The following is a 23,153-nucleotide window of genomic DNA, read 5'->3' as shown; positions in this document are numbered from 1 at the left end:
CCTCACTGTAACGCTGCGGCGGTCGGAGTCCGAGTCCCCTGGTGGACGAGAATCCGGTAATCGCGCAGCTCGACGCGGCGGAGCTGGCCGACGTACTGGGTCGCGAATCCGGGGTACATCGTCGCGTTGAACCCGTCCTCGGTCAGGTACCAGCTCTGACAGCCCGAGTTCCACGTGGTCGAGGTCAGCCGGCGCTGGATGTCCCGGTTGTACCGCTCCTGCGCCTCGGCGCGTACGTCGAGCGCCTTCCACCCGTTGTCCAGAAGCCGGCCGACGGCGTCGGTGATGTAGTCGATCTGTGCCTCCATGTAGACCAGGGCGGAGCTGTGGCCGGGACCGGAGTTGGGTCCGAAGGTGAAGAACAGGTTGGGATAGCCGGACACCGCGACGCTGCGGTAGGCGAACGCGCCCCGCCCCCACTCCGACGCCAGGTCCCGACCGTCTAGGCCGGTGATCGGGATCGGCGTCCCGTTCTTGGACACGTCGAATCCGGTCGCGAAGACGATGCAATCGAACTGGTGCTCAACACCTTCGACGGTGCGGATGCCGCGTTCGGCGATACGGGCGATCGGCCAGGTGACCAGTGTGCAGTTCGGTCGTTGCAGGGCGGGGTAGTAGTCGCTGGTCATGAGCAGGCGCTTGCAGCCCGCGGCGAAGTCGGGGGTGAGTTGCCTGCGGAGCCACGGGTCGTCGACTTGAGACCGCAGGTGCAACTTGCTCACCGCCTCGACGACGCGGGTCAGGGGAGTGTTCCAGACGACGCCCAGAGCCACCGTCTCGTGACCCCAGAACCAGAGCGATCGTGCGAGGCGCTGCGCTCCCGGCACCGATCGATACAGCCGTTTGGTGGCCTCTCGGGTCCGGACATCGGCGCGGGGCAGCACCCAGCCGGGAGTGCGCTGGAAGACCTTCACCGACGCGGCCTGCTCCACCAGTTCCGGCACGATCTGCACCGCGCTGGCCCCGGTGCCCACGACGGCGACCTTCTTGCCCACGAAATCATAGTCGTGATCCCAACGCGCGCTGTGGATCTTGTGTCCCGCATAGTCCTCGATCCCGGGTATGTCGGGGAATGAGGCGTTCGCGAGCGGACCGGAGGCGAGGACGACCGCGCGCGCCCGTACCGGTTCGTGACCCTCGTCGAAGGTGATGGTCCACAGGCCGTCGTGGGCGCTGTACTCCAGCCCCGACACCGTGTGACCGAACCGGACGTGGGGCTCGATCCCGTGGTTCTCCACCATCGTGTCGATGTAGGAGAGGATCTCCTCGCTGCGCGAGTACGTGTGCGACCAGTCCGGGTTGGGAGCGAAGCTGTAGGAGTACAGACGCGATGGGATGTCGCAGGCCGCGCCCGGATAGGTGTTGTCCCGCCACGTTCCACCGACCCGCGCGTCCCGCTCGAAGATCGTGAAGTCCTCGATCCCGCGCTCCTTGAGCCGGATCGCCGTGCCGATGCCGGCAAAACCGGCACCGATGATCGCCACCGAGATGTGCATCGTCACGTCCTCAGGCCGTCGGTTCGTAGGTGAGTTCTTGCGACCACGTCGGTGTCCGGTGGACGAGCCCGAACGGGATCCGCCCGGTGAGTTTCACCATCGAGTCGGCGAACAGGTGGTAAGGCACGTTGCCCCGGTTGACCACCGCCGCACCGTGATACGAGACGACGCGGAACATCGGCAGCCGCCGGACGTACTCGCTGCGGTCGCCGACGGCGCGATACCGTTTCATCGCACTGTAGAGACGTTCCTCGTCGACGCCCATCGCGACGATGTTGTCGCGCATCTTGTTGAGCAGGGGGACATAGCTCAGCGCACCGATGAGGAAGGTGGGTTTCACCCAGCCGCCGACGAAATCGATCGTCCGCTTGCGCAGCCCCGCGTGGCCGAGGAGTTCCATGACCTCGAAATCGACGGCCAGATGCCGGGATTCGTCGGCGTTGATCCGCTTGAAGACCTCCTGGGCCACCGGGTCCTCGACCTCGTCGGTGATGAACTTGATGAGGGCCCCGTCGAGTGCGACCTCCAGCATCGGGATCACGGTGCCCAGGAACGACAGGGACATGTCGTCGGAGTGCTTGTCCAGCCAGTTGATCACCAACTGCACGTTGACGTTCGGAGACGGGATCTCGTCACCGTCGAGCATTCCCCAGCGTCGCATCAAGGCCAGTTCGGCATTGGCATGCTTCTGTTCCTCGGCGTGAAAGTGCTCGTAGATGCTCTTGAGCGTGGGGGTCGGGGCCTTCTTCGCCATCGCGGCGAAGCCCCGTGCCCCCACGTTCTCGATCCACATCAGGTCGCTGAGAAACGGTTTGAGCTTGGCGTGCAGGTCGGCGTCGATCAGCTCGGCACCGGGGGCGTCCCAGTCGATGTCGGCCAGTGCCCACTGGCGGTCCTTGATCTTCTGGAGCATGTTGTCGAGGTCGATGGCCATGACGGTCCTTTCGGGTCAGGTCGGGTGGATGGCGCCGGGGTCAGGACGATGGGAGGAGCCGGTTGAGCAGTCCCAGGCCCCGGACGTAGGAGGCCGGGAAGTGTCGCTTGAGGTGCCAGATCACCCGGGCGTCGACCTGGGGCACGACGTAGAGGCGACCGAGATCGTGCGCGTCGAGCGTCGCCGAGGCGACGCCGTCTGGTGAGATACCCGTCCAGCGCATCAGGTTCGCGGCGAGAGTGCGTGCCTCGGAGGTGATCCGACCGTCCTGGGCGACGTTGGTCTTCACGAACGTCGGGCACAGGACCGTCACGCCGACCCCCGAGTGCGCCATTTCGGCTGCGAGTGTCTCGCTCAGCGAGACGACGGCCGCCTTCGACACGTTGTACGGCGCCATGACCGGGGCCGCGGCGAATCCGGCCGCCGAGGCGACGTTGATGATGCCTCCCCGGCCGGCTTCCCGGAGCATCGGCGCGAAGAGTTCGCAACCGTGGACGACGCCCCAGAGGTTGATCCCCAGGGCCCACGACCAGTCGTCGAACCCGATGTCGCCGACCGGGCGGCCGCCGATCCCGACCCCGGCGTTGTTGATGACGAGATCGGGAGGACCATCGAAGGTCTCGACGGCGAACGCGGCGAGGGACTCGACTGCCGTTCGGTCGGCCACGTCGCAGGTGAAGGGATGTGCGGGGCGGCCGGTCCGGCCTTCGATCAGTGACACGGTCGCCACGGCTCGCTCGGGATCGATGTCGGCGCAGATCACCTCGCCGCCGCGTCGTGCGAGTTCCAGGGCGAAGGCCCGACCGATTCCGCTGCCCGCGCCGGTGACGATCGCGCGTGAGCCGATCGACACGGGGTCACGCAGGAGTCGCCGTCGGAGGCTGTCCACGACCGGGATCATGACACCTCCGACACGGTGTGCAGTCGGTCGACATCGGCGAGGAAGTCGGCGACCCGGTGGAGCGCGGCGTCGGCTTCGGGGCCCAATCGGGGAAGGGCCTGGAAGACGTGCATCATGCCCGGCCACACCTCCAGCCGGCTGTCGCCGCCGTGCGTCCGGAGTCGCTCGTGGAGGTGACGGGCGTCCGCGCTGAGCATCTCCGCCCCGCCGGTCTGGATGAGGAACGGTGGCAACTGCCCGGCGGGGGTGAACTCGAGCTCGAGGCGGGGATGGTCCGCCGGGACGTCACGCGTGTAGAGGGCGACGAGTCGCGCCGCCGCGGCGGCGGTGATCGCCGGGTCGCGCCGGATGCGTTCCTGCTGACGGGCCAGCCCGAAGGTGAGGTCGATCAGCGGTGAGAACAGGACGATCGACGAGGGCTGGGCGCTGCCGGCCCGCGCCCGTTGCAGGACGAGGTCACAGGCGAGGTGTCCGCCGGCCGAATCCCCGCCCAGCACGATGTGCGATGCCGGATAGCCCTGACGCACAAGCCACTCGAACCCGGCGGCGACGTCGTCGGCCGCGCATGGGAAGCGGTTCTCGGGGGCCAGCCGGTAGTCCACGACGAAGACGGGCAGGCCACTCGCCGCGGACAACCGCGCTGCCAGCCCGCGGTGGGTGCGCGCCGAACAGATCGCGTACGCGCTGCCGTGGATGTAGTAGATCGCCGCGTCGGAGGGTTCGACCCCGGGTCCGAGCACCCATTCGCCGCGCACGTCGTCCTCCTGCACGGCCCGCACCGTGGTGCCGGCGGGTGCGGGACCGAGCAGTCGCATCACCGTGGCGATGAGGCCGCGTGAGAGCCGGATTCCGGTGGGATTCAGCGGGATCAGTCCCGTGAAGGCACCGAAACCCCAGCGGGTGAGGTGGGCGGTGACCGTCGAACGGGCGGTCGCGCGGGTCGGCAGCGGTGTCGGCGACCGGAGTGGGTCTGTGTGCATCACCTCACACCATCAGCAACTGTGCCATTTGTCAATGGCATGGTTGCGGGGAGTGGCGGAACAGCGACAGGGCCGCGCGATCCGTCGCGCGGCCCTGTCGATGGTCATGTCGCCGCTAGGGAGCGGGCAGTGGTGCCTCGGAATTCGCGGTGATCTCGATGTCCCCGGTCGTCCGCGCGCCGGTCGAGGTCCCGTAGATGAGGTGGGCCGGCACGAAGCGCATGCCGAGCCAGTACAGGATCATTCCGGCTCCGGCCCCCATGAACCAGGTGAAGCTCGCCTGATAGACGGTGCCGAAGATGACGACGCAGATCGGCAGGGTCGATGCGATGACGGTGGCGCCCACGGCAATCGGGTTCCACCCGTTGCGGTACCAGTAGGTGCCCGCCGGCTTCATCGTGAACAGGTCGTCGACGACGATCTTCTGCTTCTTGACGAGGTAGAAGTCGGCGATCAGGATGCCGAACAGCGGACCGATCACCGCACCGAGGGTGTCCATCGTGTAGTGGATCGCCGTCGGGTTGTTGAAGAGATTCCACGGCGTGATGAGCACCGAGCCCACCGCTGCGATCATGCCCCCGGTGCGCCAACTGATCTTGGTGGGCGCCACATTCGAGAAGTCGAAGGCTGGCGAGACGAAGTTCGCGACGATGTTGATGCCGATCGTGGCGATCGCGAACGTCAACACGCCCAACACGGCCGCGGTGGTGTTGTCGATGCGGTCGACGATGTGCACCGGATCGGTGATGATGTTGCCGTCCTCGTCGGTGCCGATGACCGTGACCGCCGCGGAGACCGTGCACACCACCAGAAGCGAGAAGAAGAGGAAGTTGACCGGGAGTCCCCAGAAATTGCCCTTCTTGACCTCACCGAAGGAGCGGCCGTAGCGCGAGAAGTCGCCGAAGTTGAGCATCGGCCCGGAGAAGTAGGAGACCACCAGCGCGAATGCGCTGATCATCATCGTGATCGACGACCATCCGGAGAGCCCGTCGCCGACGGACAGGTCGAGGCTCACGTTGTCCCACCCGGCCTCGACGACGAGGTAGGCCGCCAGCGCGATCATCACGACATACACTGCGGGACCGCAGAAGTCGATGAACTTTCGAATCGTCTCCATCCCGTTCCAGAACACGAGCGCCTGTAGGACCCACATGAGGATGAAGCCCGCCCAGCCGAGTGCGGACAACCCGAGGAAACCGTGTTGCTCGACGTCACCCCACGGTTCCAGTCCGGGCCAGAACTTCAACGCGAGAAGACCGAAGGCGACCGACGCCAGGTAGGTCTGGATTCCGTACCAGACCACCGCGATGACACCGCGGATGATCGCCGGGATGTTGGCGCCCTTGACGCCGAACGAGACACGCGTGGTGACCGGGTAGGGGACGCCGGCGAGCTGGGACGGTTTGGCCACGAGGTTGCACAGGATGTTGACCGCGACGATACCCACCACGAGCGCGACGAGCACCTGCCAGGCCGCGATCCCGAGCGCGAACAGGCTGCCCGCGAACACGTACCCGCCGACGCTGTGCACATCGGACATCCAGAAGGCGAAGATGTTGTACCACGTCCACTTCTGTTCCTTCAGCGGCGCGAGGTCGGTATTGGTGAGTCGGTCGTCGTAGGTCGCCTTGATGACGCTCTCGCCCGCCGCCCCGGAATGCGACTGTGCCGCAGGACCCGTCGGGTCGGGGTGGGGGTTCCCGGATGTTGGTGTGGACATTGTGCTCCCGTTGTCGGTCTCGGCGACAGCGCTCGTCTGTCGGCGAACGGCGTTGATGGGAGAAATGTAAGAACGGTTTGTTACCCCACGATGAACGCGCGGAAATATCCCTGCCTCAGGGCCGCACGTTCCGGGACGGGAAACGCGCGAGCCAGTCGGCGACGGCCCCGGTGAGCCGATGCTGGTTGGCGCGCTTGACGATCTCGTGTCCCTCGTCGTCGAACATCAACATCTCGGCGACCGCCCCCCGGGCCTGTAGTTCGGCGACCATCTGCTGGGATTCGCTCACCGGCACATTGGTGTCGTGCGCCCCGTGGACGACGAGCAACGGTGCCCGGACGTCGTCGATGCGGTGGATGGGGGAGAGGTCGGCGAGCAGCTCTCGGTCGGACTCCGGGTGGCCGTACTTCGTGTAGGCGGCCACCGCGATCCACGGTTCGGTGTTGCGGAAGAACGACTCGAGATCACTCATGCCGCAGATCGCGATGCCCGCCGCGAACACCTCGGGATGAAAGGTCAGGCAGGCCAATGTGAGATAGCCACCGTAGGAACGTCCCGAGCAGTACACCGCGTCGGGGTCGGCGATGCCCTGTCGGCAGAGGAACTCGGCGCAGTCGGCGGCGTCGTCGATGCCGGCATACCGCCCGTACCGATCGTCGGCGTGGGCGAACAGGCGTCCATAGCCCGAGGATCCGCGCACGTTGGGAGCGAACACCGTGATCCCGGCGTCGACGAGCGGGCCGAACAGGAACTGGTAGTCCGGTCGCGTCTGCCCCTCCGGGCCGCCGTGGAAGTACAGCAGTGTGGGTCCGGGCTTCTTCGAGGCGCGGAACAGGAAGCCCGACAGGGGCATTCCGTCGCGTGCCGAGAACTCCAGCAGCTCCGGACGCAGCTGATCCGACGGCCCCTCGCCGGTCACCACGTCGTCCCGCACCGGGTACACCGCGCGGTTCGCGACGTCGACGAGATGTACGAGGGGAGAGTGCTGCGGGCTCGAGACCGTGACCGCGACCACCGAACCCGCGGCGCTGATCGACAGGTCGGAGGCGACCTCACCCGGGAGTTCGATCGGTGGGTGCAGCGTCTGGTCGGGCAGGGTCATGATCTGCAATTCGCTGCGGCCCTTGACGTTCCACAGCAGGGCGACGGTCGACTGATCATGGCTGACGGCGAACTCGTCGAGTCCGATGTCGACCCGCTGGGCCATCACCCGGAACCGGACGCCGAACCTGCTCACCTCGACGCCGAGGAGGCGCGGGAACTTGGCGTCGAAGTCACTGCGTACCAGCGCCTGGACGCTGTCGAGATCCCGGACGGGTTCGTGCGGGGCGGGCACGAACACCGTCGAGGAGTGATCGAATCCCTGGTCGAGCACGTACCCCTGATCGGTGACCGCACCGGGGTCCTGCGGCAGGAGCGGAGTCATCGTGATGTCGTCGTCGGCCGCTTCGGGATGGCGTCGGAGAAGGAGCATGTCGTGGTAACCGCGAGGTCCGACGCGGACGAGCGTCGCGCCCTTCCAGGAATCGATCAGGACACCGCCGACACGCTGGTCGAGGGTCTGGGTCGTCCCCGTGCCGGGGTGGACCCGCAGGGCGTATGAGGTGCCGTCGTGGTCGATGGCCGTGATCAGGACCCAGTCGGTGTCCCAGCCGACGAGTCCGACGGTGCCGAACGACCGGCCGTCCGGGCGGGTGGCCGCGATCCGGTGGGCGGTGTCGTCGTCGGGTTCGGTGGTCACCACCCAGACCTGGTGGTGTTCACCGCCGCTCGGCGCGATCTCCACGGCCAACCACCGGCCGTCGGAGGAATGGACCACTTTGCGCACCGGACCGGTGGACAGCAACTCGACCCACCTCAGCTCGCCGACGCCGTCGCGCGACAGCGAACGCTGGGCGGCCCGCGGGTACCCGGTGCCGTCGTCGACGATGTAGGCGAACGCGCTCCCGTCCGGGGAGAGGGAGGCGCCGTAGGTCTTCCAGCCGCGATCGTCGAAGCGCAGAGCGGTCACCGTCGTGCGTTCGCTTCCATGGTCTGCAGCCACATCTCGAGGAGCGCGACCTGCCACAGCTCGTTGCCGTCGAGCCTGGTGCGGATTCCGTTGGGATCGGCGAAGAGCCGATCGAGGGCCTCGGGTCGGTACAGCCCGCGGTCGCGGGCGGCCTTGGACCGCAACGTGTCCGAGACGAGGTCGAGCACGCCGCCGGTGAGGTGGCGGATGCCGGGGACCGGGAAGTAGCCCTTCGTGCGGTCGATGACGGCCGAGGGCAGAAGCGCCCGGCTCGCCTCCTTGAGCACACCCTTGCCCCCGTGCGCGAGCTTGAGATCGGGGGGACACGTGGCGGCCAGTTCGACGAACTCGTGGTCGAGGAACGGGACCCGGGCCTCCAGGCCCCAGGCCATCGTCATCGTGTCGACGCGCTTGACCGGGTCGTCGACGAGCATGACCGTGGTGTCGAGGCGCAACGCGGCGTCGACGGAGGTGTGGGCGCCGGGTGCGGAGTGGTGGGCCGAGACGAACTCGAAGCTGGGGTCGTATCCCGCCTCGGTGAGGTAATCGTCGGCGAGGATGCCGCGGATGTCGACGTCGTCGCGGTCGAAGAACACGTCGGCATAGGCCCGCGTCGTCTTGTCGCGGGTCACGTCGAGCAGCGGGGGATACCAGCTGTATCCACCGAGGATCTCGTCGGCGCCCTGACCGGACTGGACCACCTTGATGGACTTGCTCACCTCCTGCGACAGGAGGTAGAAGGCGACGCAGTCGTGGCTGACCATGGGTTCGCCCATCGCCGCGACGGTGTCGGGGATGGCGGGCAGCAGGCGGTCGGTGCCGATGTGGATCTTGTGGTGATCGGTGCCGAAGGTGTCTGCGATCAGATCCGAGTAGGCGTATTCGTCACCGGATTCTCCTGCCGCGGAATCGAATCCGATGCTGAAGGTCGCGAGGTCGGTCTGGCCCTGCTCGGCGAGCAGCGCGACGACCAGGGAGGAGTCGACGCCGCCGGACAGCAACACGCCGACCGGGACGTCGGCGACCATGCGCCGGCGCACCGACGTCCGTAGCGAATCGAGTAGTTCGTGCTGCCAGCGCTTCTCGTCCCAGTCCCGGCGGTCGGGGTGTGGCTCGAAGGCCGGCTCCCAATACCTGCGTTCGGTGCGACGGCCATCGGGCTGGATCGTGATGACGGTGGCCGGCGGGACCTTGCGGATGCCGTTGTAGATCGTGTGCGGCGCCGGGACGACGGCGTGGAAGCTGAAGTAGTGGTGCAGGGCCACCCGGTCGATCGAGGTGTCGACGTCACCGGCGCGGAGCAGTGCCTGCACCGACGAGGCGAACCGGAGCCGGCCGGGGGTGTCGGCGAGATAGAGCGGCTTGATGCCGAGCCGGTCGCGGCCCAGGGTGACCACGCCGGTGTCGGTGTCGACGATCGCGAACGCGAACATGCCCATGAAGTGGTCGACGCAGTCGGGACCCCAGGCGTGGAACGCCTTGAGGATGACCTCGCTGTCGGCGTGGGAGAAGAAGGTGTATCCCTTGCCCTCCAGCTCGGCGCGCAGCTCGTGGTGGTTGTAGATGCACCCGTTGAACACCAGCGCGAGACCCAGCGCCGGGTCGACCATCGGCTGGCTCCCGCGCTCGGACAGGTCGATGATCTTCAGGCGGCGGTGGCCCAGTGCGACAGAACCTTTCGCGAAGACGCCGGAACCGTCGGGACCTCGCCGGGTCATCTCGCAGGTCATGGCGTCGACGGCCGAGACATCCGGCGCCGTGCCGTCGAACCGGATCTCGCCGCAGATTCCACACATGGGTCGCTGGTCCTCCTCGTCGCTGCCGCACTCCGGTGCCGCCGGTGCGCTGGCGCACCGGGCGGAGGCATCCTCCCACCCTAGGAGCAGCCGGTCGGGCCGGCACCCCGGGTGGGGACGACTACGTCGGGGTCACCCAGGTGGTGATGTCGCAGTGCACGACCTCGACCCCCTTGGTGTCGACGATGCTCACCGACACGGTGACGTCGGTCCCGGCGGTGATGGCGCCGAAGTCCACGGGTTCGGCCAGACGGGCCTCCGCGGTCAATCGCGTCGTCGCCTTGGTCAGGTAGCTCGTCTGCATCGCCTTGGGGATCCAGCGGTGGGACGTGGGCGTGGTGGCCTCCATCAGCATCCCCATCGCGGCCTCGGCCAGGTTGCACGCCGCGATCGCGTGGAAGGTGCCGATGTGGTTGTGGACGCCGAACCAGTTGGGTGCGGTGACCTTGCAGTATCCGGGCTCCATCTCTTGCACGAGCGGCAGGACGGTGCCGAAGTAGGGCACCTTCGCGACCATTCCGAGGGAGAACAGGACGTTGCCGAGCGGGTTCGCGGGCAGCTTCTTACGCAGGGCGAAGGTGGGATTCGTGGAACTCATGGCGGTATCTTACTCATGAGTCAGTTCGGCGTGCCCGGCCGGCGTCCGACGTGGATTTGATCGTGCTCCCGACCTGATGCATACTGTTCGGGTTGCCTTGACCGGCGGACGCAGGTTGTGCCATGTGCCAGATCTGCGGTCGCGGACAGGTGAATGACTCCCAGGCCCGGTCTACGGGGACTGGGCGTGTAACGCGTGCCCCGATATCGGTTCACGGTCCCGACACGCCCGACCGCGGGTGCCGGAGCAAACCGGCTCGTATCAGGTACGAGCCAACGTACAACGACAGATGAACAGCGTCGATTGCCGTATCTCACACGGTGGTCATGTGCTCAGCCGGCGAGAGGTCGGTTCCGATCACGCGGTGTTTGTCTGTCGAGAACAACTGACGGAAGAGGACACAGCGTGGCGGGACAAAAGATCCGCATCAGGCTCAAGGCCTACGACCACGAGGCGATCGACGCTTCGGCGCGCAAGATCGTGGAGACCGTGACCCGTACCGGGGCACGCGTCGTCGGCCCGGTGCCATTGCCCACCGAGAAGAACGTGTACTGCGTCATCCGTTCGCCGCACAAGTACAAGGACAGCCGCGAACACTTCGAGATGCGTACCCACAAGCGACTCATCGACATCCTCGACCCGACACCGAAGACGGTCGACGCGCTCATGCGCATCGACCTCCCGGCCAGCGTCGACGTCAACATCCAGTAGGACGGGGGCGAGATACATCATGAGCAATCAGAGTTCGACCAAGGGCATCCTGGGCACCAAGCTCGGCATGACCCAGGTCTTCGACGAGAACAACCGCGTCGTCCCGGTCACTGTCATCCAGGCCGGCCCGAACGTGATCACCCAGCTCCGCAGCGCGGACCGGGACGGCTACACCGCCGTCCAGCTCGCCTACGGCGCGATCGATCCCCGCAAGGTGACCAAGCCGGTCGCCGGCCAGTACAGCAAGGCCGGGGTCACCCCGCGCCGGCACCTGGCCGAGATCCGCGTCAACGACATCAGCGAGTTCGAGGTCGGTCAGGAACTGACCGCCGAGATCTTCGCCGACGGCGCGCTGGTCGACGTCACGGGTACCTCCAAGGGCAAGGGCTTCGCCGGCGTCATGAAGCGCCACGGCTTCGCCGGTCTGGGCGCCAGCCACGGTGCCCACCGCGTGCACCGCGCACCGGGCTCGATCGGTGGCTGCGCCACCCCGGGTCGCGTGTTCAAGGGCATGCGCATGGCAGGCCGCATGGGTAACGACAAGGTGACCACGCAGAACCTCACCGTCCACAAGGTGGATGCCGAGGCCGGTCTGCTGCTGATCAAGGGAGCGATCCCGGGTCGCAAGGGCGGCATCGTGATGGTTCGCGACGCAGTGAAGGGTGGTGCCAAGTGAGCACCGAGACGGCTACCAAGCTGACGCTGGACGTCAAGACCGCCGAGGGCAAGACCAACGGAACCGTTGACCTGCCCGCCGCGCTCTTCGACGCACCGGCCAACATCGCGCTGATGCACCAGGTCGTCGTGGCCCAGCAGGCCGCGGCTCGCCAGGGCACGCACTCCACCAAGACCCGCGGCGAGGTCCGCGGCGGTGGCGCCAAGCCGTACCGCCAGAAGGGCACCGGCCGTGCGCGTCAGGGTTCGACCCGTGCGCCGCAGTTCGCCGGCGGTGGCACCGTCCACGGCCCGCAGCCGCGTGACTACAGCCAGCGCACCCCCAAGAAGATGAAGGCGGCCGCACTGCGCGGCGCGCTGAGCGACCGCGCTCGCAACGAGCGCATCCACGTGATCACCGAACTGGTCTCCGGGCAGAAGCCCTCGACCAAGTCGGCACGTCAGTTCCTGGAGAGCCTCTCCGATCGCCGCAAGTTCCTGGTCGTCCTCGGCCGCGAAGACCTCACGGCGTGGCTGAGCGTGGCGAACCTGCAGAACGTGCTGCCGATCGCGCCGGATCAGCTCAACACCTACGACGTCCTGGACTCGGACGAGGTGGTGTTCAGCGTCGAGACGCTCAATGCCTTCATCGAGCAGAACACGGCGGATGCCAAGGCTGCCGTCGAGAAGACAGCAGAGGAGGCCTGACATGGCGACCGTTGCCGACCCGCGCGACATCATCCTGGCGCCCGTGATCTCGGAGAAGTCCTACGGGCTCATGGAGGACAACGTGTACACCTTCCTGGTGCACCCGGAGTCCAACAAGACCGAGATCAAGATCGCGATCGAGAAGATCTTCGGTGTCAACGTTGCCAGCGTCAACACCGCGAACCGACAGGGCAAGCGCAAGCGGACCCGCTCCGGCTACGGCCAGCGCAAGTCCACCAAGCGCGCCATCGTGTCGCTGACCGCAGACAGCAAGCCCATCGAGATCTTCGGGGGCTCGGTCAGCTGACCGGGGCGCCCAGAGAAGGACTAGAGACTCATGGCTATTCGTAAGTACAAGCCGACGACCCCGGGTCGTCGTGGGGCCAGCGGCTCCGACTTCGCCGAGGTCACCCGTGACCACCCGGAGAAGTCGCTGGTGCGTCCGCTGCACGGGCGTGGTGGCCGAAACGCTCACGGCCGCATCACCACTCGTCACAAGGGTGGCGGCCACAAGCGTGCCTACCGTCTGATCGACTTCCGTCGTAACGACAAGGACGGCATCAACGCCAAGGTCGCTCACATCGAGTACGACCCGAACCGCACCGCGCGGATCGCGTTGCTGCACTACGTCGATGGCGAGAAGCGCTACATCATCGCGCCCAAGGGCCTGAAGCAGGGCGACGTCGTCGAGAGCGGTTCGACCGCCGACATCAAGCCCGGCAACAACCTGCCGCTGCGCAACATCCCGACCGGTACCCAGGTGCACGCGGTGGAGCTGCGTCCGGGCGGCGGCGCGAAGATGGCCCGCAGCGCGGGATCGTCGATCCAGCTGCTGGGCAAGGAAGGCACCTACGCCACCCTGCGTATGCCCTCCGGCGAGATCCGTCGCGTCGACGTGCGCTGCCGCGCCACCGTCGGCGAGGTGGGCAACGCCGAGCAGAGCAACATCAACTGGGGCAAGGCCGGCCGTATGCGCTGGAAGGGCAAGCGCCCGACCGTCCGCGGTGTCGTGATGAACCCCGTCGACCACCCGCACGGCGGTGGTGAGGGCAAGACCTCCGGTGGTCGCCACCCGGTCAGCCCGTGGGGCAAGCCCGAGGGCCGCACCCGCAAGAACAAGGCCAGCGACAAGCTGATCGTCCGTCGCCGTCGTACCGGCAAGAACAAGCGATAACAGGAGGAGGTAAGAGAATGCCACGCAGCCTCAAGAAGGGCCCGTTCGTCGACGACCACCTCCTGAAGAAGGTGGATGTCCAGAACGAGAAGGGCACCAAGCAGGTCATCAAGACCTGGTCCCGTCGTTCGACCATCATTCCCGACTTCATCGGTCACACCTTTGCCGTCCACGACGGACGCAAGCACGTGCCGGTGTTCATCTCGGATTCGATGGTCGGGCACAAGCTGGGCGAGTTCGCCCCCACCCGTACCTTCAAGGGTCACATCAAGGATGACCGGAAAGCGAAGCGCCGGTAATGACTACGCAGACCGATAATCCGACAGCAAAGGCGACCGCCAAGTTCGTGCGCGTCACGCCGATGAAGGCTCGTCGTGTCCTGGACCTGGTCCGCGGCAAGAACGTGGACGAGGCCCTCGACATCCTGCGGTTCGCGCCGCAGTCGGCGTCCGAGCCCGTGTACAAGGTCCTGGCAAGCGCCGTCGCCAACGCGGAGAACAACCTGGATCTGGATCGCCGGACCCTGGTCGTCGCCACCGCATTCGCCGACGAGGGGCCGACCCTCAAGCGCTTCCAGCCGCGCGCACAGGGTCGTGCGTTCCGTATCCGCAAGCGCACCAGCCACATCACCGTGGTCGTGGAGAGCTTGCCGGAGAAGGCAGCCGGCGGCCGTGGCCGTTCGCGTCAGCCGAAGAAGAAGGGAGCCTAGTAGTGGGCCAGAAAATCAACCCGCACGGCTTCCGTCTGGGCATCACCACCGACTGGAAGTCGCGGTGGTACGCCGACAAGCAGTACGCGGACTACGTCAAAGAGGATGTCGCCATCCGCAAGCTCCTCTCCACGGGGCTCGAGCGGGCCGGCATCGCGAAGGTGGAGATCGAGCGCACCCGTGACCGGGTCCGTGTCGACATCCACACCGCGCGTCCGGGCATCGTCATCGGTCGCCGCGGCGCCGAGGCCGATCGCATCCGCGGCGACCTGGAGAAGCTGACCGGCAAGCAGGTCCAGCTGAACATCCTCGAGGTCAAGAACGCCGAGTCCGAGGCCCAGCTGGTGGCCCAGGGCGTCGCCGAGCAGCTGAGCAACCGCGTGGCGTTCCGCCGCGCGATGCGCAAGGCGATCCAGTCGGCGATGCGTCAGCCGAACGTGAAGGGCATCCGGGTCCAGTGCTCGGGTCGTCTGGGCGGCGCAGAGATGAGCCGCAGTGAGTTCTACCGCGAAGGTCGCGTGCCGCTGCACACGCTGCGTGCCGACATCGACTACGGACTCTACGAAGCCAAGACCACCTTCGGCCGGATCGGCGTGAAGGTGTGGATCTACAAGGGCGACATCGTCGGTGGACGTCGTGAGCTGGCCGCGGCCGCTCCGGCAGCCGAGGATCGCCGTCCGCGCCGGCCCAGCCGGCCCCGGCGTAGCGGTGCCTCCGGCACCACTGCGACGAGCACCGACGCCGCTCGCGCGGCCGAGGCCGCTCCCGCCGAGGCCACTGCTGGTGCGGCTGAGAAGCAGGAGGGCTAGGCCATGTTGATCCCACGTCGGGTCAAGCACCGCAAGCAGCACCACCCCAGCCTCAAGGGGCAGGCCAAGGGCGGCACCAAGGTGACGTTCGGCGATTACGGCATCCAGGCTCTGGAAGGCGCGTACATCACCAACCGTCAGATCGAGTCCGCTCGTATCGCGATCAACCGGCACATCAAGCGTGGCGGCAAGGTCTGGATCAACATCTTCCCGGACCGCCCGCTCACCAAGAAGCCGGCCGAAACCCGCATGGGTTCGGGTAAGGGTTCGCCCGAGTGGTGGGTCGCCCCGGTCAAGCCGGGTCGCGTGCTGTTCGAGATGACCTACCCGAACGAGGAGATCGCTCGCGAGGCCCTGCGTCGCGCGCAGCACAAGCTCCCCATCAAGACCAGGATCGTGACCAGAGAGGAGCAGTTCTGATGGCACTCGGAGTTGCTGCGAACGAGCTTCGTGAGCTCAACGACGCTGATCTGGTCGATCGCCTGAAAGAGTCGAAGGAAGAACTGTTCAACCTTCGGTTCCAGATGGCCACCGGCCAGCTCGACAACAACCGTCGCCTGCGGACCGTGCGTCGCGAGATCGCGCGTATCTACACCGTGATGCGCGAGCGGGAGCTGGGCCTGGCGTCCGGACCGGATGGTGATGACGCATGAGTGAGGACCAGAAGGTGACCGAAACCCAGACCGAGGAGCGCGCACGCCGCAAGGAGCGCATCGGCTACGTGGTCAGCGACAAGATGCAGAAGACCATCGTGGTCGAGCTGGAAGATCGTAAGAGCCACAAGCTCTACGGCAAGATCATCCGGACCACGAGCAAGGTCAAGGCCCACGACGAGAACGGCGATGCCGGCGTCGGCGACCGTGTGCGGATCATGGAGACCCGCCCGCTGTCGGCGACCAAGCACTGGCGCCTCGTCGAGGTGCTGGAGAAGGCCAAGTAGGCCCTCGCCCAACGAGATCTACCGCCACCGGCCCGTTCCCTGTAGGGAGCGGGCCGGTTTCGTGTTCTGCTCCCTGAGGAGCTCCGGAGCCTGCGGAGGAGCGTCACGAAGGGTGTGGACTCACCAGAGGATTGACCGGCGGAGCCGAGGGGTGTGAGGGTGAGATGCGATGCCCACCACCGATCTCACGAGCGGCCACTCCCGCCCCCGACCCGCCTGGGTGCGGCGCGCTTTCGAATCCGACTCCGCGGAGCCGGATCTGGACCGTGTCCGGCGGGTGGGCGCCCGGTTCCTGGGTCTGGGGTTGATCGGCTATCCGGTGGTCTCCGCCGCGTCGATATTCGCCTCCGCGCCACTCACAGACGCCTGGTGGGCTCCGCTGAGCATCCTGCTGTCGGTCGGCCCCGGAATCCTGTTGATCGCCGCCACCTTTCGGCCGGGCACGGCATGGCTCACCCCACTGGCCCTGACCTCGTGGGTCGGCTATGTCCTGGGACTGGCGCTCTGGTTCGTGGCCTGGAACGGTACGACGCTGGCCGACCCGGACGAGTCGGCCCAGTGGATGGTCGCCTTCTGCGGCATGCCGAGCATGGTGCTGATGCTCGTGCGTCCTCGTCTCGCCGTGGTCGCCCTCGTCGTGTCCTCGACTGTTGCCCATCTCTCCCAGCAGTTCGGCCGGTTCGGCGAGGTGACGTCGGACGCACCGATGGAGATCCTGTGGTCGCTGATGTTCACCGGTGTCTTCCTCGCGGTCGTGCTCGTGGCCACGCGGACGGGGCGCGAACTCGACGAGACGCGCGAGGAGACCTACCGCACTGCGGCGAATGTCGCCGCCGCCTCGGCGCGCGAGGTGGAGAAGGAGCGATTCGACGCCATCGTGCACGACCGGGTGATCGCATCCCTTCTCGCCGTCCGGGCCGGGCGTCCCGACGACCGGCTGGCAGCGCAGGCGACCTCGGCGCTCGAGGAACTCGCCCGGGTGCCGGGGGCGGACGGTCCGGACGCCGCGACGGACATCGAGATGATCCGGCGTATCCGGTCGGCCGCCGCGGACGTGTCGGAACGATTCGACGTAGAGGTCGTGGGTGGTGACGCGGACGGCCACGACGTGGGGTCCGGGTCGGCCACGTATCCGGCCGAGGTGCTCGACGCGGTCGTCGAGGCGATGTCGGAGGCGTTGCGCAACGTCGTCCGCCATGCCGGAGACGATGCCGAGTGCGCTGTCATCGTCCGGTTCGAACCCGACTCGCTGAGCATGGCGGTCGTCGACAACGGGGTCGGGTTCGATCCCGAGGCGGTGGCGGTGGGTCGGCTCGGCATCGCCGTCAGCATCCGTGGACGTCTCGCCCGGCTACCGGGCGGCCATGCGCGGGTGCAGAGCCGCGTCGGTCGCGGGACCACGGTGCAGATCCTGTGGGAGCGGCCGTGAGACGCGACTGCACGCGGGGAGCCGACGGTGCCGACCGCGGCGAGGTGGTCAACGCGTTCGGGATCGGCTCGCGGCCCCTGTGGCTGATGATGGGCATCTTCGCCTGCGGCTACTTCGTCGTCACGCTGTACGCCGACTCGACGGTCAGCGGCTGGTGGCAGTGGATCGGGTTGTTCGCCGGGTTCGTGTTGTTCGTCGTGGCGGGGGTGACGATTCTCGACTCCCCGGGCGATCCGCTGCCGGCGCCGACGACCCTCGCCGTCGCCGGGCTGGCCGTCGCGGCAGTGGCGTCGACGCTGTTCTCGTTGCCGTTCCCACCGACACACGTGATGCAGACCGGGCCCCCGATGGGGGCATCGGTGATCATCCTGGCCTTCGTCGCGGTGCGCGGCCGCCCGCTCGCCGCCTGGCTCGCCAGCGGGTGCATCTCGATCATCGCGACGGTGTGGGGCGCGGTCTCGACGGCGGGCGCGCTGTGGGGACTGTCGATCACCCTGCCGGGTTACGCGATCATGATCATGGGTTCGCTGTTCTCGGTCATGCTGCGACCGATGGCCCGGCAGATCTACCAACTGCGGGAGGCCAGCGAGCGTCAGGCGGCGCTCGACGCCGCGGCGGCGGCGTCGACCGAGGTCCGTGATCGACGGCTGGCCGCGCTCGACGAACGGGCCCGCCCCGTTCTCACCAGGATCGCCCGCCGCGAGTCCTTCAGCGCGGACGAGGTGGTCGTGGCCCGTTTGCTGGAGGCGCAGCTGCGCGACGGCATCCGTGCCGCCGGGCTCGACCTCCCGGTGGTCCGGGATGCGGCCTGGCGCGCCCGGCAGCGCGGGGTGCGGGTTGTCCTGCTCGACGACGGTGGGTTCGCCGTACTGGACGAGACGAGTGCGGCGACAGCGCGCGAACGGCTGGCGCCGGCCGTCGCCGCCCTGCTGGACGAGGTGGACGACGGTCGGGTGACGGTCCGCATCCAGCCACCGGGGCGCGATGTGCTCGCGTCGGTGGGGGTGGACGCCGGCCATCGCACCGACCGGATCGAGTTCGACCACCGCATGATCATCTCGGCCGATTCGGCGCGGGAGACGCCTGCGTCGGGCGGGTGAGGTCAGGCGGCGCCGCTCCGCAACCATTCGAGGACGGCGGGCGTCACCGGTGCGGTGGCGTCGGCGTACTCCGGGTGCTTCTCGAGGAACGCGGCCACCAGCGGACACACACCCACGATCGTGAGGTCGCGTGCGCGGGCGTCGTCGAGGGCTTCGCGTACCAGGATCGTCGCGAGGCCGCGTCCGCCGAACTCGGGGTCGACCTCGGTGTGGAAGAACACCCGCGCGGTCGTCGGGGCGTCCTGGGTGCCGGAGACACGGTCGCGGTATTCGGCGAATCCGGCCAAGGCCTCACCGCCGGGCGCGTCGACGTGGATGTCGTACCGGCGTTCGGCGGGGTTGTCGCGCACCGTGGTCTCGGCGCCGGTCTTGTCCGCGGTCATCGCTGCACCGCCACGATCGGGCCCTGCACGGACCAGGGGAAGTTGATCCACTTGTCGGTGGTCCGCCAGGTGTAGTCGGGCACCGTGATGGTGTGGGGCTTCTTGTAGAGCACCGCATTGCGCACCTCGGCGACCCTACCCTGCTCCTGGCAGAAGTCGTTGACCAGTTTGAGGGTCTTGCCGGTGTCGGCCACATCGTCGACGACGAGAACCCGCTGATCGGTGAGGCCGCTCGATTCGAGAAGCGACGGCAGCATCACCGGTTCGGACAGCGTCTCGCCGACCCCGGTGTAGAACTCGACGTTCAGCGAGATCATGAGCTTGCAGTCGAGTGCATAGGCGAGAGCGCCGGCCGGGATCAGGCCGCCGCGGGCGATGCCGAGGATGATGTCCGGGACGAACGCGTCGTCGGCGACCTGCTGGGCGAGTTCGCGGCAGGCCACGCCGTTGAGCTCCCAGGTGAGGACCTCGCGCTCGGGGGAAGTGGTGGTCATGGGAACACTCTTCCAGAGCGTGTGCGGTGGTGGGTGCCGTAGTCGATGTCGACCCGGATGTGGACACGGTCGCGTCGTGTCGTCGGTCGCTCGATACACCCCAGGTGTGCATCGGACACGGCGGAGGCCGCGAAAGGCCACGTCATCCGACTGTCCCGGACCGGGCGTAACCATTCGACCCCGAGCGCGCGACATATTCGTGGAGGACAGACCGAGTCAAATTCGTCGGGAACTCTGATTCGTGCGTAAGTTTGTTGTCGTGGAAGCCTAGCGTCAGATCCTTGTCGCCGTCCCATTGATGGCCGACGACGTGCGACGCTCCGGCTGTCCATCTGCCGCCCTGTTGTCGACGCGTAGAGGAAGACATGTCCGAGGCCAGTGGTCAGCGACCGTCCGTCGCCTCCTACGCGCCGCGTCATCAACGGCAGGATGCGCCTCTCGAGCCGCTGCCCGAAGATCCGTTCGTGCTGCCGGACCCGGTCGAGGAACAACTGCGACGCTGGCGCGCCGAGCGCTCGAACCCCTCCGCCGCCACCGTCGACGACGATGTCGAGTCGGGCGAGTCCTCGCCCAACGGCCATGTGACGGTCGCGCCCGCGGACGGGACAGCCGCCGACTCACCGCAGGGTCCGCCGGCGGCCGCGCGCGCATACTCGGCCCCGTCCGCGCCGCGCCCGCCCGTCGAACGCAACGGACAATTCGTCCAGCCCTCACCGAACGGCGCACCGGGACAGGCGGTTCCGCAGTGGCAGACCACCCCGGTCGAGGGGTCGGAGTCGCAGACGGTCGCGATCCCGGTTCCGGAACCCGTGCGGGAACCGGCGCGCGGTGACTCCGCAACCGTCGCCATCGAGGCAAGGAACCTGCACAAGAAGTTCAAGGACATGGTCGCGGTCGAGGATGTGAGTTTCACCGTCCCCGCGGGGAGCATCGTCGCGTTGCTCGGCCCCAACGGCGCCGGCAAGACCACGACGGTGAACATGCTCTGCACCCTGCTCAAACCCGACGGCGGGAGCGCCACCGTCAACGGCCACGACGTCGCGCACGACGCGGCGTCGGTCCGGAAGTCGATCATGCTCACCGGCCAGTTCGCCGCACTCGACGAGGCGCTGACCGGCCGCGAGAACCTGGTCTTGTTCGGCAGGCTCCTCGGCCTCGACAAGACGGCCGCTCGGACGCGCGCCGACGAACTGCTCGATGCGTTCTCGCTCACCGATGTCGGCGGCAAACGCGTCCGCGAGTACTCGGGCGGTATGCGCCGCCGGATCGACATCGCCTGCGGGCTGGTCACCGCGCCCAGGATCGTGTTCCTCGACGAGCCGACCACGGGACTGGATCCGCGCAGCAGGCTGGAGGTGTGGTCGCTGGTCGAGAAACTCCGCGATTCCGGTGTCACCATCCTGCTGACCACCCAGTACCTCGAAGAGGCCGACGTCCTGTCCGACAACATCGTCGTGATCGACAAGGGCCGGGTCATCGCCGAGGGAACCTCCGACGAACTCAAGGCGTCGACCGGTGCGGCCTACTGCGAGGTCACGCCCACCGATCCCGCCGACCGCGCCCGACTTCGCGAGACCCTGGCCGACCTCATCGGCGACCACGTGCAGAACGCCGACGACCACTTCGTCGCGGTGCCGGCGCCCGATGGTCCGGAGACGCTCGTCGAGGTCATCCGCCGCACGGCATCCGCGGGTATCCCGCTCTCCGACGTCGCGATGCGTCGGCCTTCGCTGGACGAGGTGTTCCTGGCGTTGACCGATCCACGGCGGGACCGGAGTTCCACCTGACATGACGACTTCTGACGTACTGCGATCGGGGGCGACGTCGGGATCGGCGACGACCGCGCTGATCGAGCCGCGGGTGCGACCCCTACAGCAGTGGTGGGCGCTGTCCGGGCGCGGGATCTCGAAGGTGTTCCGCGGCGGCGAGGTCATCTTCGCCTTCATCTCGCCGGCCTTCCTCGCGGTCTGCTTCTATCTGCCGTTGCGCAGCATCGTCGAGGTCGCACCCGGCATCAACTATGGCCAGTTCTTGATGCCGATCATCGTGCTGCAGTCGGTGAACTTCGCCGCGTCCTCGGCGGCGATGCGCGCGGCCTTCGACGGCGTACAGGGGATCAACACCCGGTTTCGGGTGATGCCGATGTCGCCGGTGATCCCGATGCTGGCGCGGACCGCGACCAACGGTGTGCTGCTGGTGATCTCGCTCACCTGTGCTGCCGTCGCCTGTCTGATCATCGAATGGCGTCCGGGAGGTGGACTCTGGGGCACCGTCGGCTTGTTCGGTCTGGCCTTCCTGATCGGAGCCCTGTTCTCGTGGGCGGCCGACGGTCTCGGGCTCGTCGCCGGCAGCCCGGAGGCCACCAGCCAGGCCCTGGCGCTGCCGACGCTGATCCTCGGCATGATGTCCACCGGATTCGTACCGCTCGAGCAGTTCCCGGAGTGGATTCAGCCGTTCGTGCGTAACCAGCCCATTTCGCAGTTCGCCGATTCGATGCGCGCTCTCGACGCCGGCACCGCGACCTGGCACCAGTTGCAGCCGTCGCTGTGGTGGTGTGCGGGGCTGGCCGCCACCGCGTTGCTGTTGCTGGCCGTCAGCACGCGGAGGACCCGCTGATGAGCGCCGCCGGGGCGGGCGTCTCCACCGGGGAACAGACCGCTCAGCGGCATTTCCTGACGAGCGCGGCCACCGATGTGCCGACGGAGTCGTCGTTCCGGGCATGGTGGCGGCAGAGTCTCCCGCTGGCGGGCCGGCAGATCGTGGTGTTCGTCCGCGATGTCCCGACGCTGATGCAGGCATTGCTCTTCCCGGCGCTGAGCATGCTGATGTTCAAGGTCGTGCTCGGCGACGCGATCGGCTCGGCGACGGGTCAGAACAGTGCCTACGGCACAGTGCCGCTGGTGATCCTCGTCGGCGCCATGTTCGGTTCGATCGCCTCGGCGACCCGTCTGAATCGGGAACGGGCGACCGGGCTGCTCGCCCGGCTGTATGTGTTGCCGATCCACCGGGCGGCGGACCTCACCTCGCGGGTGATGTCGGAACTGGTGCGCATCCTGGTGACGACGCTCATCCTCCTCGCGGCCGGTCATCTCATCGGTTTCCGGTTCACGCAGGGTCTGGGTCCGGCGATCGGGCTCGTGCTGGTCGCTCTCGCGTACGGCACCGCCTTCGCGACCCTGACGCTCGCACTCGCCGTCAGCGCGCGCCCGGGTGCGCCGATCGTGCCGTACCTCGGTCTGGCCTCGAGTCTGCTGATGTTCTTCAACTCCGGATTCTCCCCGATCAGTGCTTATCCGGGATGGCTGCAACCGATCGTGGCGAATCAGCCGATGACCCCGGCGATCGAGACGATGCGAGCGTTGGCCGCGGGCGGACCACTTGCGGAGAATCTCACGAAAGTCGCTGTTTGGACCGTGCTGATTCTGGTCATTTCCATTTATCCGGCTCTTCGCGGTTATCGGAAAGCCGCGAGGGATCGATGACCACGAACCGATCCCATACCGTCGGGGTAACGAATGACACCCGATATGGCCCCGATGCGGCCGATGCCGATCGGGCCGTCACCCCTTGGTGGGGCATCGATGCTGGTCAACGGCTTGTGGGCGG

The 23,153-nt window shown here is 67.3% G+C and carries 26 protein-coding genes; 16 read left to right on the top strand and 10 right to left on the bottom strand.

The window, feature by feature from the left end:
* Positions 1–2: 2 nt before the first annotated feature.
* The 8 genes from MHN80_RS03670 to MHN80_RS03635 form a co-directional block, all read right to left on the bottom strand.
* Positions 3–1,496, bottom strand: coding sequence for an NAD(P)/FAD-dependent oxidoreductase (locus tag MHN80_RS03670; RefSeq protein ID WP_239399591.1), 1,494 nt, complete (start codon positions 1,494–1,496; stop codon positions 3–5).
* A gap of 10 nt (positions 1,497–1,506) precedes the next feature.
* Entirely contained in the window at positions 1,507–2,430 is a 924-nt protein-coding gene (locus tag MHN80_RS03665) for a reductase (protein ID WP_101822396.1), read from the bottom strand.
* A gap of 40 nt (positions 2,431–2,470) precedes the next feature.
* Entirely contained in the window at positions 2,471–3,331 is an 861-nt protein-coding gene (locus MHN80_RS03660) for an SDR family NAD(P)-dependent oxidoreductase (RefSeq protein ID WP_004020561.1), read from the bottom strand.
* Positions 3,328–4,311 (bottom strand): alpha/beta hydrolase, encoded by a 984-nt coding sequence (locus MHN80_RS03655; protein WP_004020560.1) that lies wholly within the window; start codon positions 4,309–4,311, stop codon positions 3,328–3,330. The genes MHN80_RS03660 and MHN80_RS03655 overlap by 4 nt, the downstream gene beginning before the upstream one ends.
* 115 nt (positions 4,312–4,426) lie before the next feature.
* The gene (locus MHN80_RS03650) at positions 4,427–6,031 is read right to left on the bottom strand and encodes an NCS1 family nucleobase:cation symporter-1 (protein WP_004020559.1); all 1,605 of its coding nucleotides are present in this window, start codon (positions 6,029–6,031) and stop codon (positions 4,427–4,429) included.
* A 115-nt stretch (positions 6,032–6,146) separates the two neighbouring features.
* Positions 6,147–8,042, bottom strand: a complete 1,896-nt coding sequence (locus tag MHN80_RS03645; protein ID WP_004020558.1) for a prolyl oligopeptidase family serine peptidase — start codon at positions 8,040–8,042, stop codon at positions 6,147–6,149.
* Positions 8,039–9,838, bottom strand: coding sequence for an N-acetylglutaminylglutamine amidotransferase (locus MHN80_RS03640; protein WP_239399589.1), 1,800 nt, complete (start codon positions 9,836–9,838; stop codon positions 8,039–8,041). Before MHN80_RS03640 ends, MHN80_RS03645 begins: the two co-directional genes overlap by 4 nt.
* Positions 9,839–9,959: 121 nt before the next feature.
* Entirely contained in the window at positions 9,960–10,436 is a 477-nt protein-coding gene (locus tag MHN80_RS03635) for a hotdog fold domain-containing protein (RefSeq protein WP_239399587.1), read from the bottom strand.
* Between the two features lie 405 nt (positions 10,437–10,841).
* On the opposite strand from MHN80_RS03635, the gene rpsJ reads away from it, so the two are divergent.
* The 13 genes from rpsJ (at position 10,842) to MHN80_RS03570 (ending at position 18,670) form a co-directional block, all read left to right on the top strand.
* Positions 10,842–11,147 carry a 30S ribosomal protein S10 gene (rpsJ, locus tag MHN80_RS03630; protein ID WP_003938093.1) on the top strand — a complete coding sequence of 102 codons (306 nt, stop codon included), beginning with the start codon at positions 10,842–10,844 and terminating at the stop codon, positions 11,145–11,147.
* A 19-nt stretch (positions 11,148–11,166) separates the two neighbouring features.
* Positions 11,167–11,823, top strand: coding sequence for a 50S ribosomal protein L3 (gene rplC / locus MHN80_RS03625; protein WP_014927856.1), 657 nt, complete (start codon positions 11,167–11,169; stop codon positions 11,821–11,823).
* On the top strand, positions 11,820–12,509 hold the full coding sequence (gene rplD, locus MHN80_RS03620) for a 50S ribosomal protein L4 (protein ID WP_064569442.1): 690 nt from the start codon (positions 11,820–11,822) through the stop codon (positions 12,507–12,509). The genes rplC and rplD overlap by 4 nt, the downstream gene beginning before the upstream one ends.
* 1 nt (position 12,510) lies before the next feature.
* Entirely contained in the window at positions 12,511–12,816 is a 306-nt protein-coding gene (gene rplW, locus MHN80_RS03615) for a 50S ribosomal protein L23 (RefSeq protein WP_004020553.1), read from the top strand.
* A 30-nt stretch (positions 12,817–12,846) separates the two neighbouring features.
* The gene (rplB, locus tag MHN80_RS03610) at positions 12,847–13,683 is read left to right on the top strand and encodes a 50S ribosomal protein L2 (protein ID WP_004020552.1); all 837 of its coding nucleotides are present in this window, start codon (positions 12,847–12,849) and stop codon (positions 13,681–13,683) included.
* A gap of 17 nt (positions 13,684–13,700) precedes the next feature.
* On the top strand, positions 13,701–13,982 hold the full coding sequence (gene rpsS / locus MHN80_RS03605) for a 30S ribosomal protein S19 (RefSeq protein ID WP_004020551.1): 282 nt from the start codon (positions 13,701–13,703) through the stop codon (positions 13,980–13,982).
* Positions 13,982–14,392, top strand: a complete 411-nt coding sequence (gene rplV / locus MHN80_RS03600) for a 50S ribosomal protein L22 (protein ID WP_004020550.1) — start codon at positions 13,982–13,984, stop codon at positions 14,390–14,392. The genes rpsS and rplV overlap by 1 nt, the downstream gene beginning before the upstream one ends.
* Before the next feature lie 2 nt (positions 14,393–14,394).
* A complete protein-coding gene (gene rpsC / locus MHN80_RS03595) occupies positions 14,395–15,201 on the top strand; it encodes a 30S ribosomal protein S3 (RefSeq protein WP_004020549.1) in 807 nt (268 codons plus the stop codon).
* A 3-nt stretch (positions 15,202–15,204) separates the two neighbouring features.
* The gene (rplP, locus tag MHN80_RS03590; protein ID WP_004020548.1) at positions 15,205–15,621 is read left to right on the top strand and encodes a 50S ribosomal protein L16; all 417 of its coding nucleotides are present in this window, start codon (positions 15,205–15,207) and stop codon (positions 15,619–15,621) included.
* Positions 15,621–15,854: a 50S ribosomal protein L29 gene (gene rpmC / locus MHN80_RS03585; protein WP_004020547.1), complete on the top strand. Its 234-nt coding sequence runs from the start codon at positions 15,621–15,623 to the stop codon at positions 15,852–15,854. Before rplP ends, rpmC begins: the two co-directional genes overlap by 1 nt.
* Positions 15,851–16,141 carry a 30S ribosomal protein S17 gene (gene rpsQ, locus MHN80_RS03580; protein WP_004020546.1) on the top strand — a complete coding sequence of 97 codons (291 nt, stop codon included), beginning with the start codon at positions 15,851–15,853 and terminating at the stop codon, positions 16,139–16,141. The genes rpmC and rpsQ overlap by 4 nt, the downstream gene beginning before the upstream one ends.
* A 169-nt stretch (positions 16,142–16,310) precedes the next feature.
* Positions 16,311–17,570, top strand: coding sequence for a sensor histidine kinase (locus tag MHN80_RS03575; RefSeq protein ID WP_239399585.1), 1,260 nt, complete (start codon positions 16,311–16,313; stop codon positions 17,568–17,570).
* Positions 17,567–18,670: a hypothetical protein gene (locus MHN80_RS03570; RefSeq protein ID WP_101821619.1), complete on the top strand. Its 1,104-nt coding sequence runs from the start codon at positions 17,567–17,569 to the stop codon at positions 18,668–18,670. Before MHN80_RS03575 ends, MHN80_RS03570 begins: the two co-directional genes overlap by 4 nt.
* A gap of 2 nt (positions 18,671–18,672) precedes the next feature.
* Here the strand turns inward: MHN80_RS03570 and MHN80_RS03565 are convergent, their stop codons facing one another.
* Both MHN80_RS03565 and MHN80_RS03560 read right to left on the bottom strand, forming a co-directional pair.
* Positions 18,673–19,053, bottom strand: coding sequence for a GNAT family N-acetyltransferase (locus MHN80_RS03565; RefSeq protein ID WP_004020543.1), 381 nt, complete (start codon positions 19,051–19,053; stop codon positions 18,673–18,675).
* Positions 19,050–19,547, bottom strand: coding sequence for a phosphoribosyltransferase (locus tag MHN80_RS03560; RefSeq protein WP_004020542.1), 498 nt, complete (start codon positions 19,545–19,547; stop codon positions 19,050–19,052). Before MHN80_RS03560 ends, MHN80_RS03565 begins: the two co-directional genes overlap by 4 nt.
* A gap of 365 nt (positions 19,548–19,912) precedes the next feature.
* Between MHN80_RS03560 and MHN80_RS03555 the strand changes: the two genes are divergently transcribed.
* Genes MHN80_RS03555 through MHN80_RS03545 form a run of 3 tightly spaced genes read left to right on the top strand, consistent with a single transcriptional unit; the run spans position 19,913 to position 23,029 of the window.
* Entirely contained in the window at positions 19,913–21,334 is a 1,422-nt protein-coding gene (locus MHN80_RS03555) for an ATP-binding cassette domain-containing protein (protein ID WP_239399583.1), read from the top strand.
* 1 nt (position 21,335) lies between these two features.
* Positions 21,336–22,163 (top strand): ABC transporter permease, encoded by an 828-nt coding sequence (locus tag MHN80_RS03550; RefSeq protein WP_101821610.1) that lies wholly within the window; start codon positions 21,336–21,338, stop codon positions 22,161–22,163.
* A complete protein-coding gene (locus MHN80_RS03545; RefSeq protein ID WP_004020539.1) occupies positions 22,163–23,029 on the top strand; it encodes an ABC transporter permease in 867 nt (288 codons plus the stop codon). Before MHN80_RS03550 ends, MHN80_RS03545 begins: the two co-directional genes overlap by 1 nt.
* Positions 23,030–23,153: the final 124 nt, after the last annotated feature.

Source organism: Gordonia sp. McavH-238-E (genome assembly GCF_022348225.1).
Lineage (GTDB): Bacteria > Actinomycetota > Actinomycetes > Mycobacteriales > Mycobacteriaceae > Gordonia > Gordonia terrae.
Note: the sequence above shows the minus strand (reverse complement) of the source record. Positions and strands in the feature narration are given on the sequence as shown.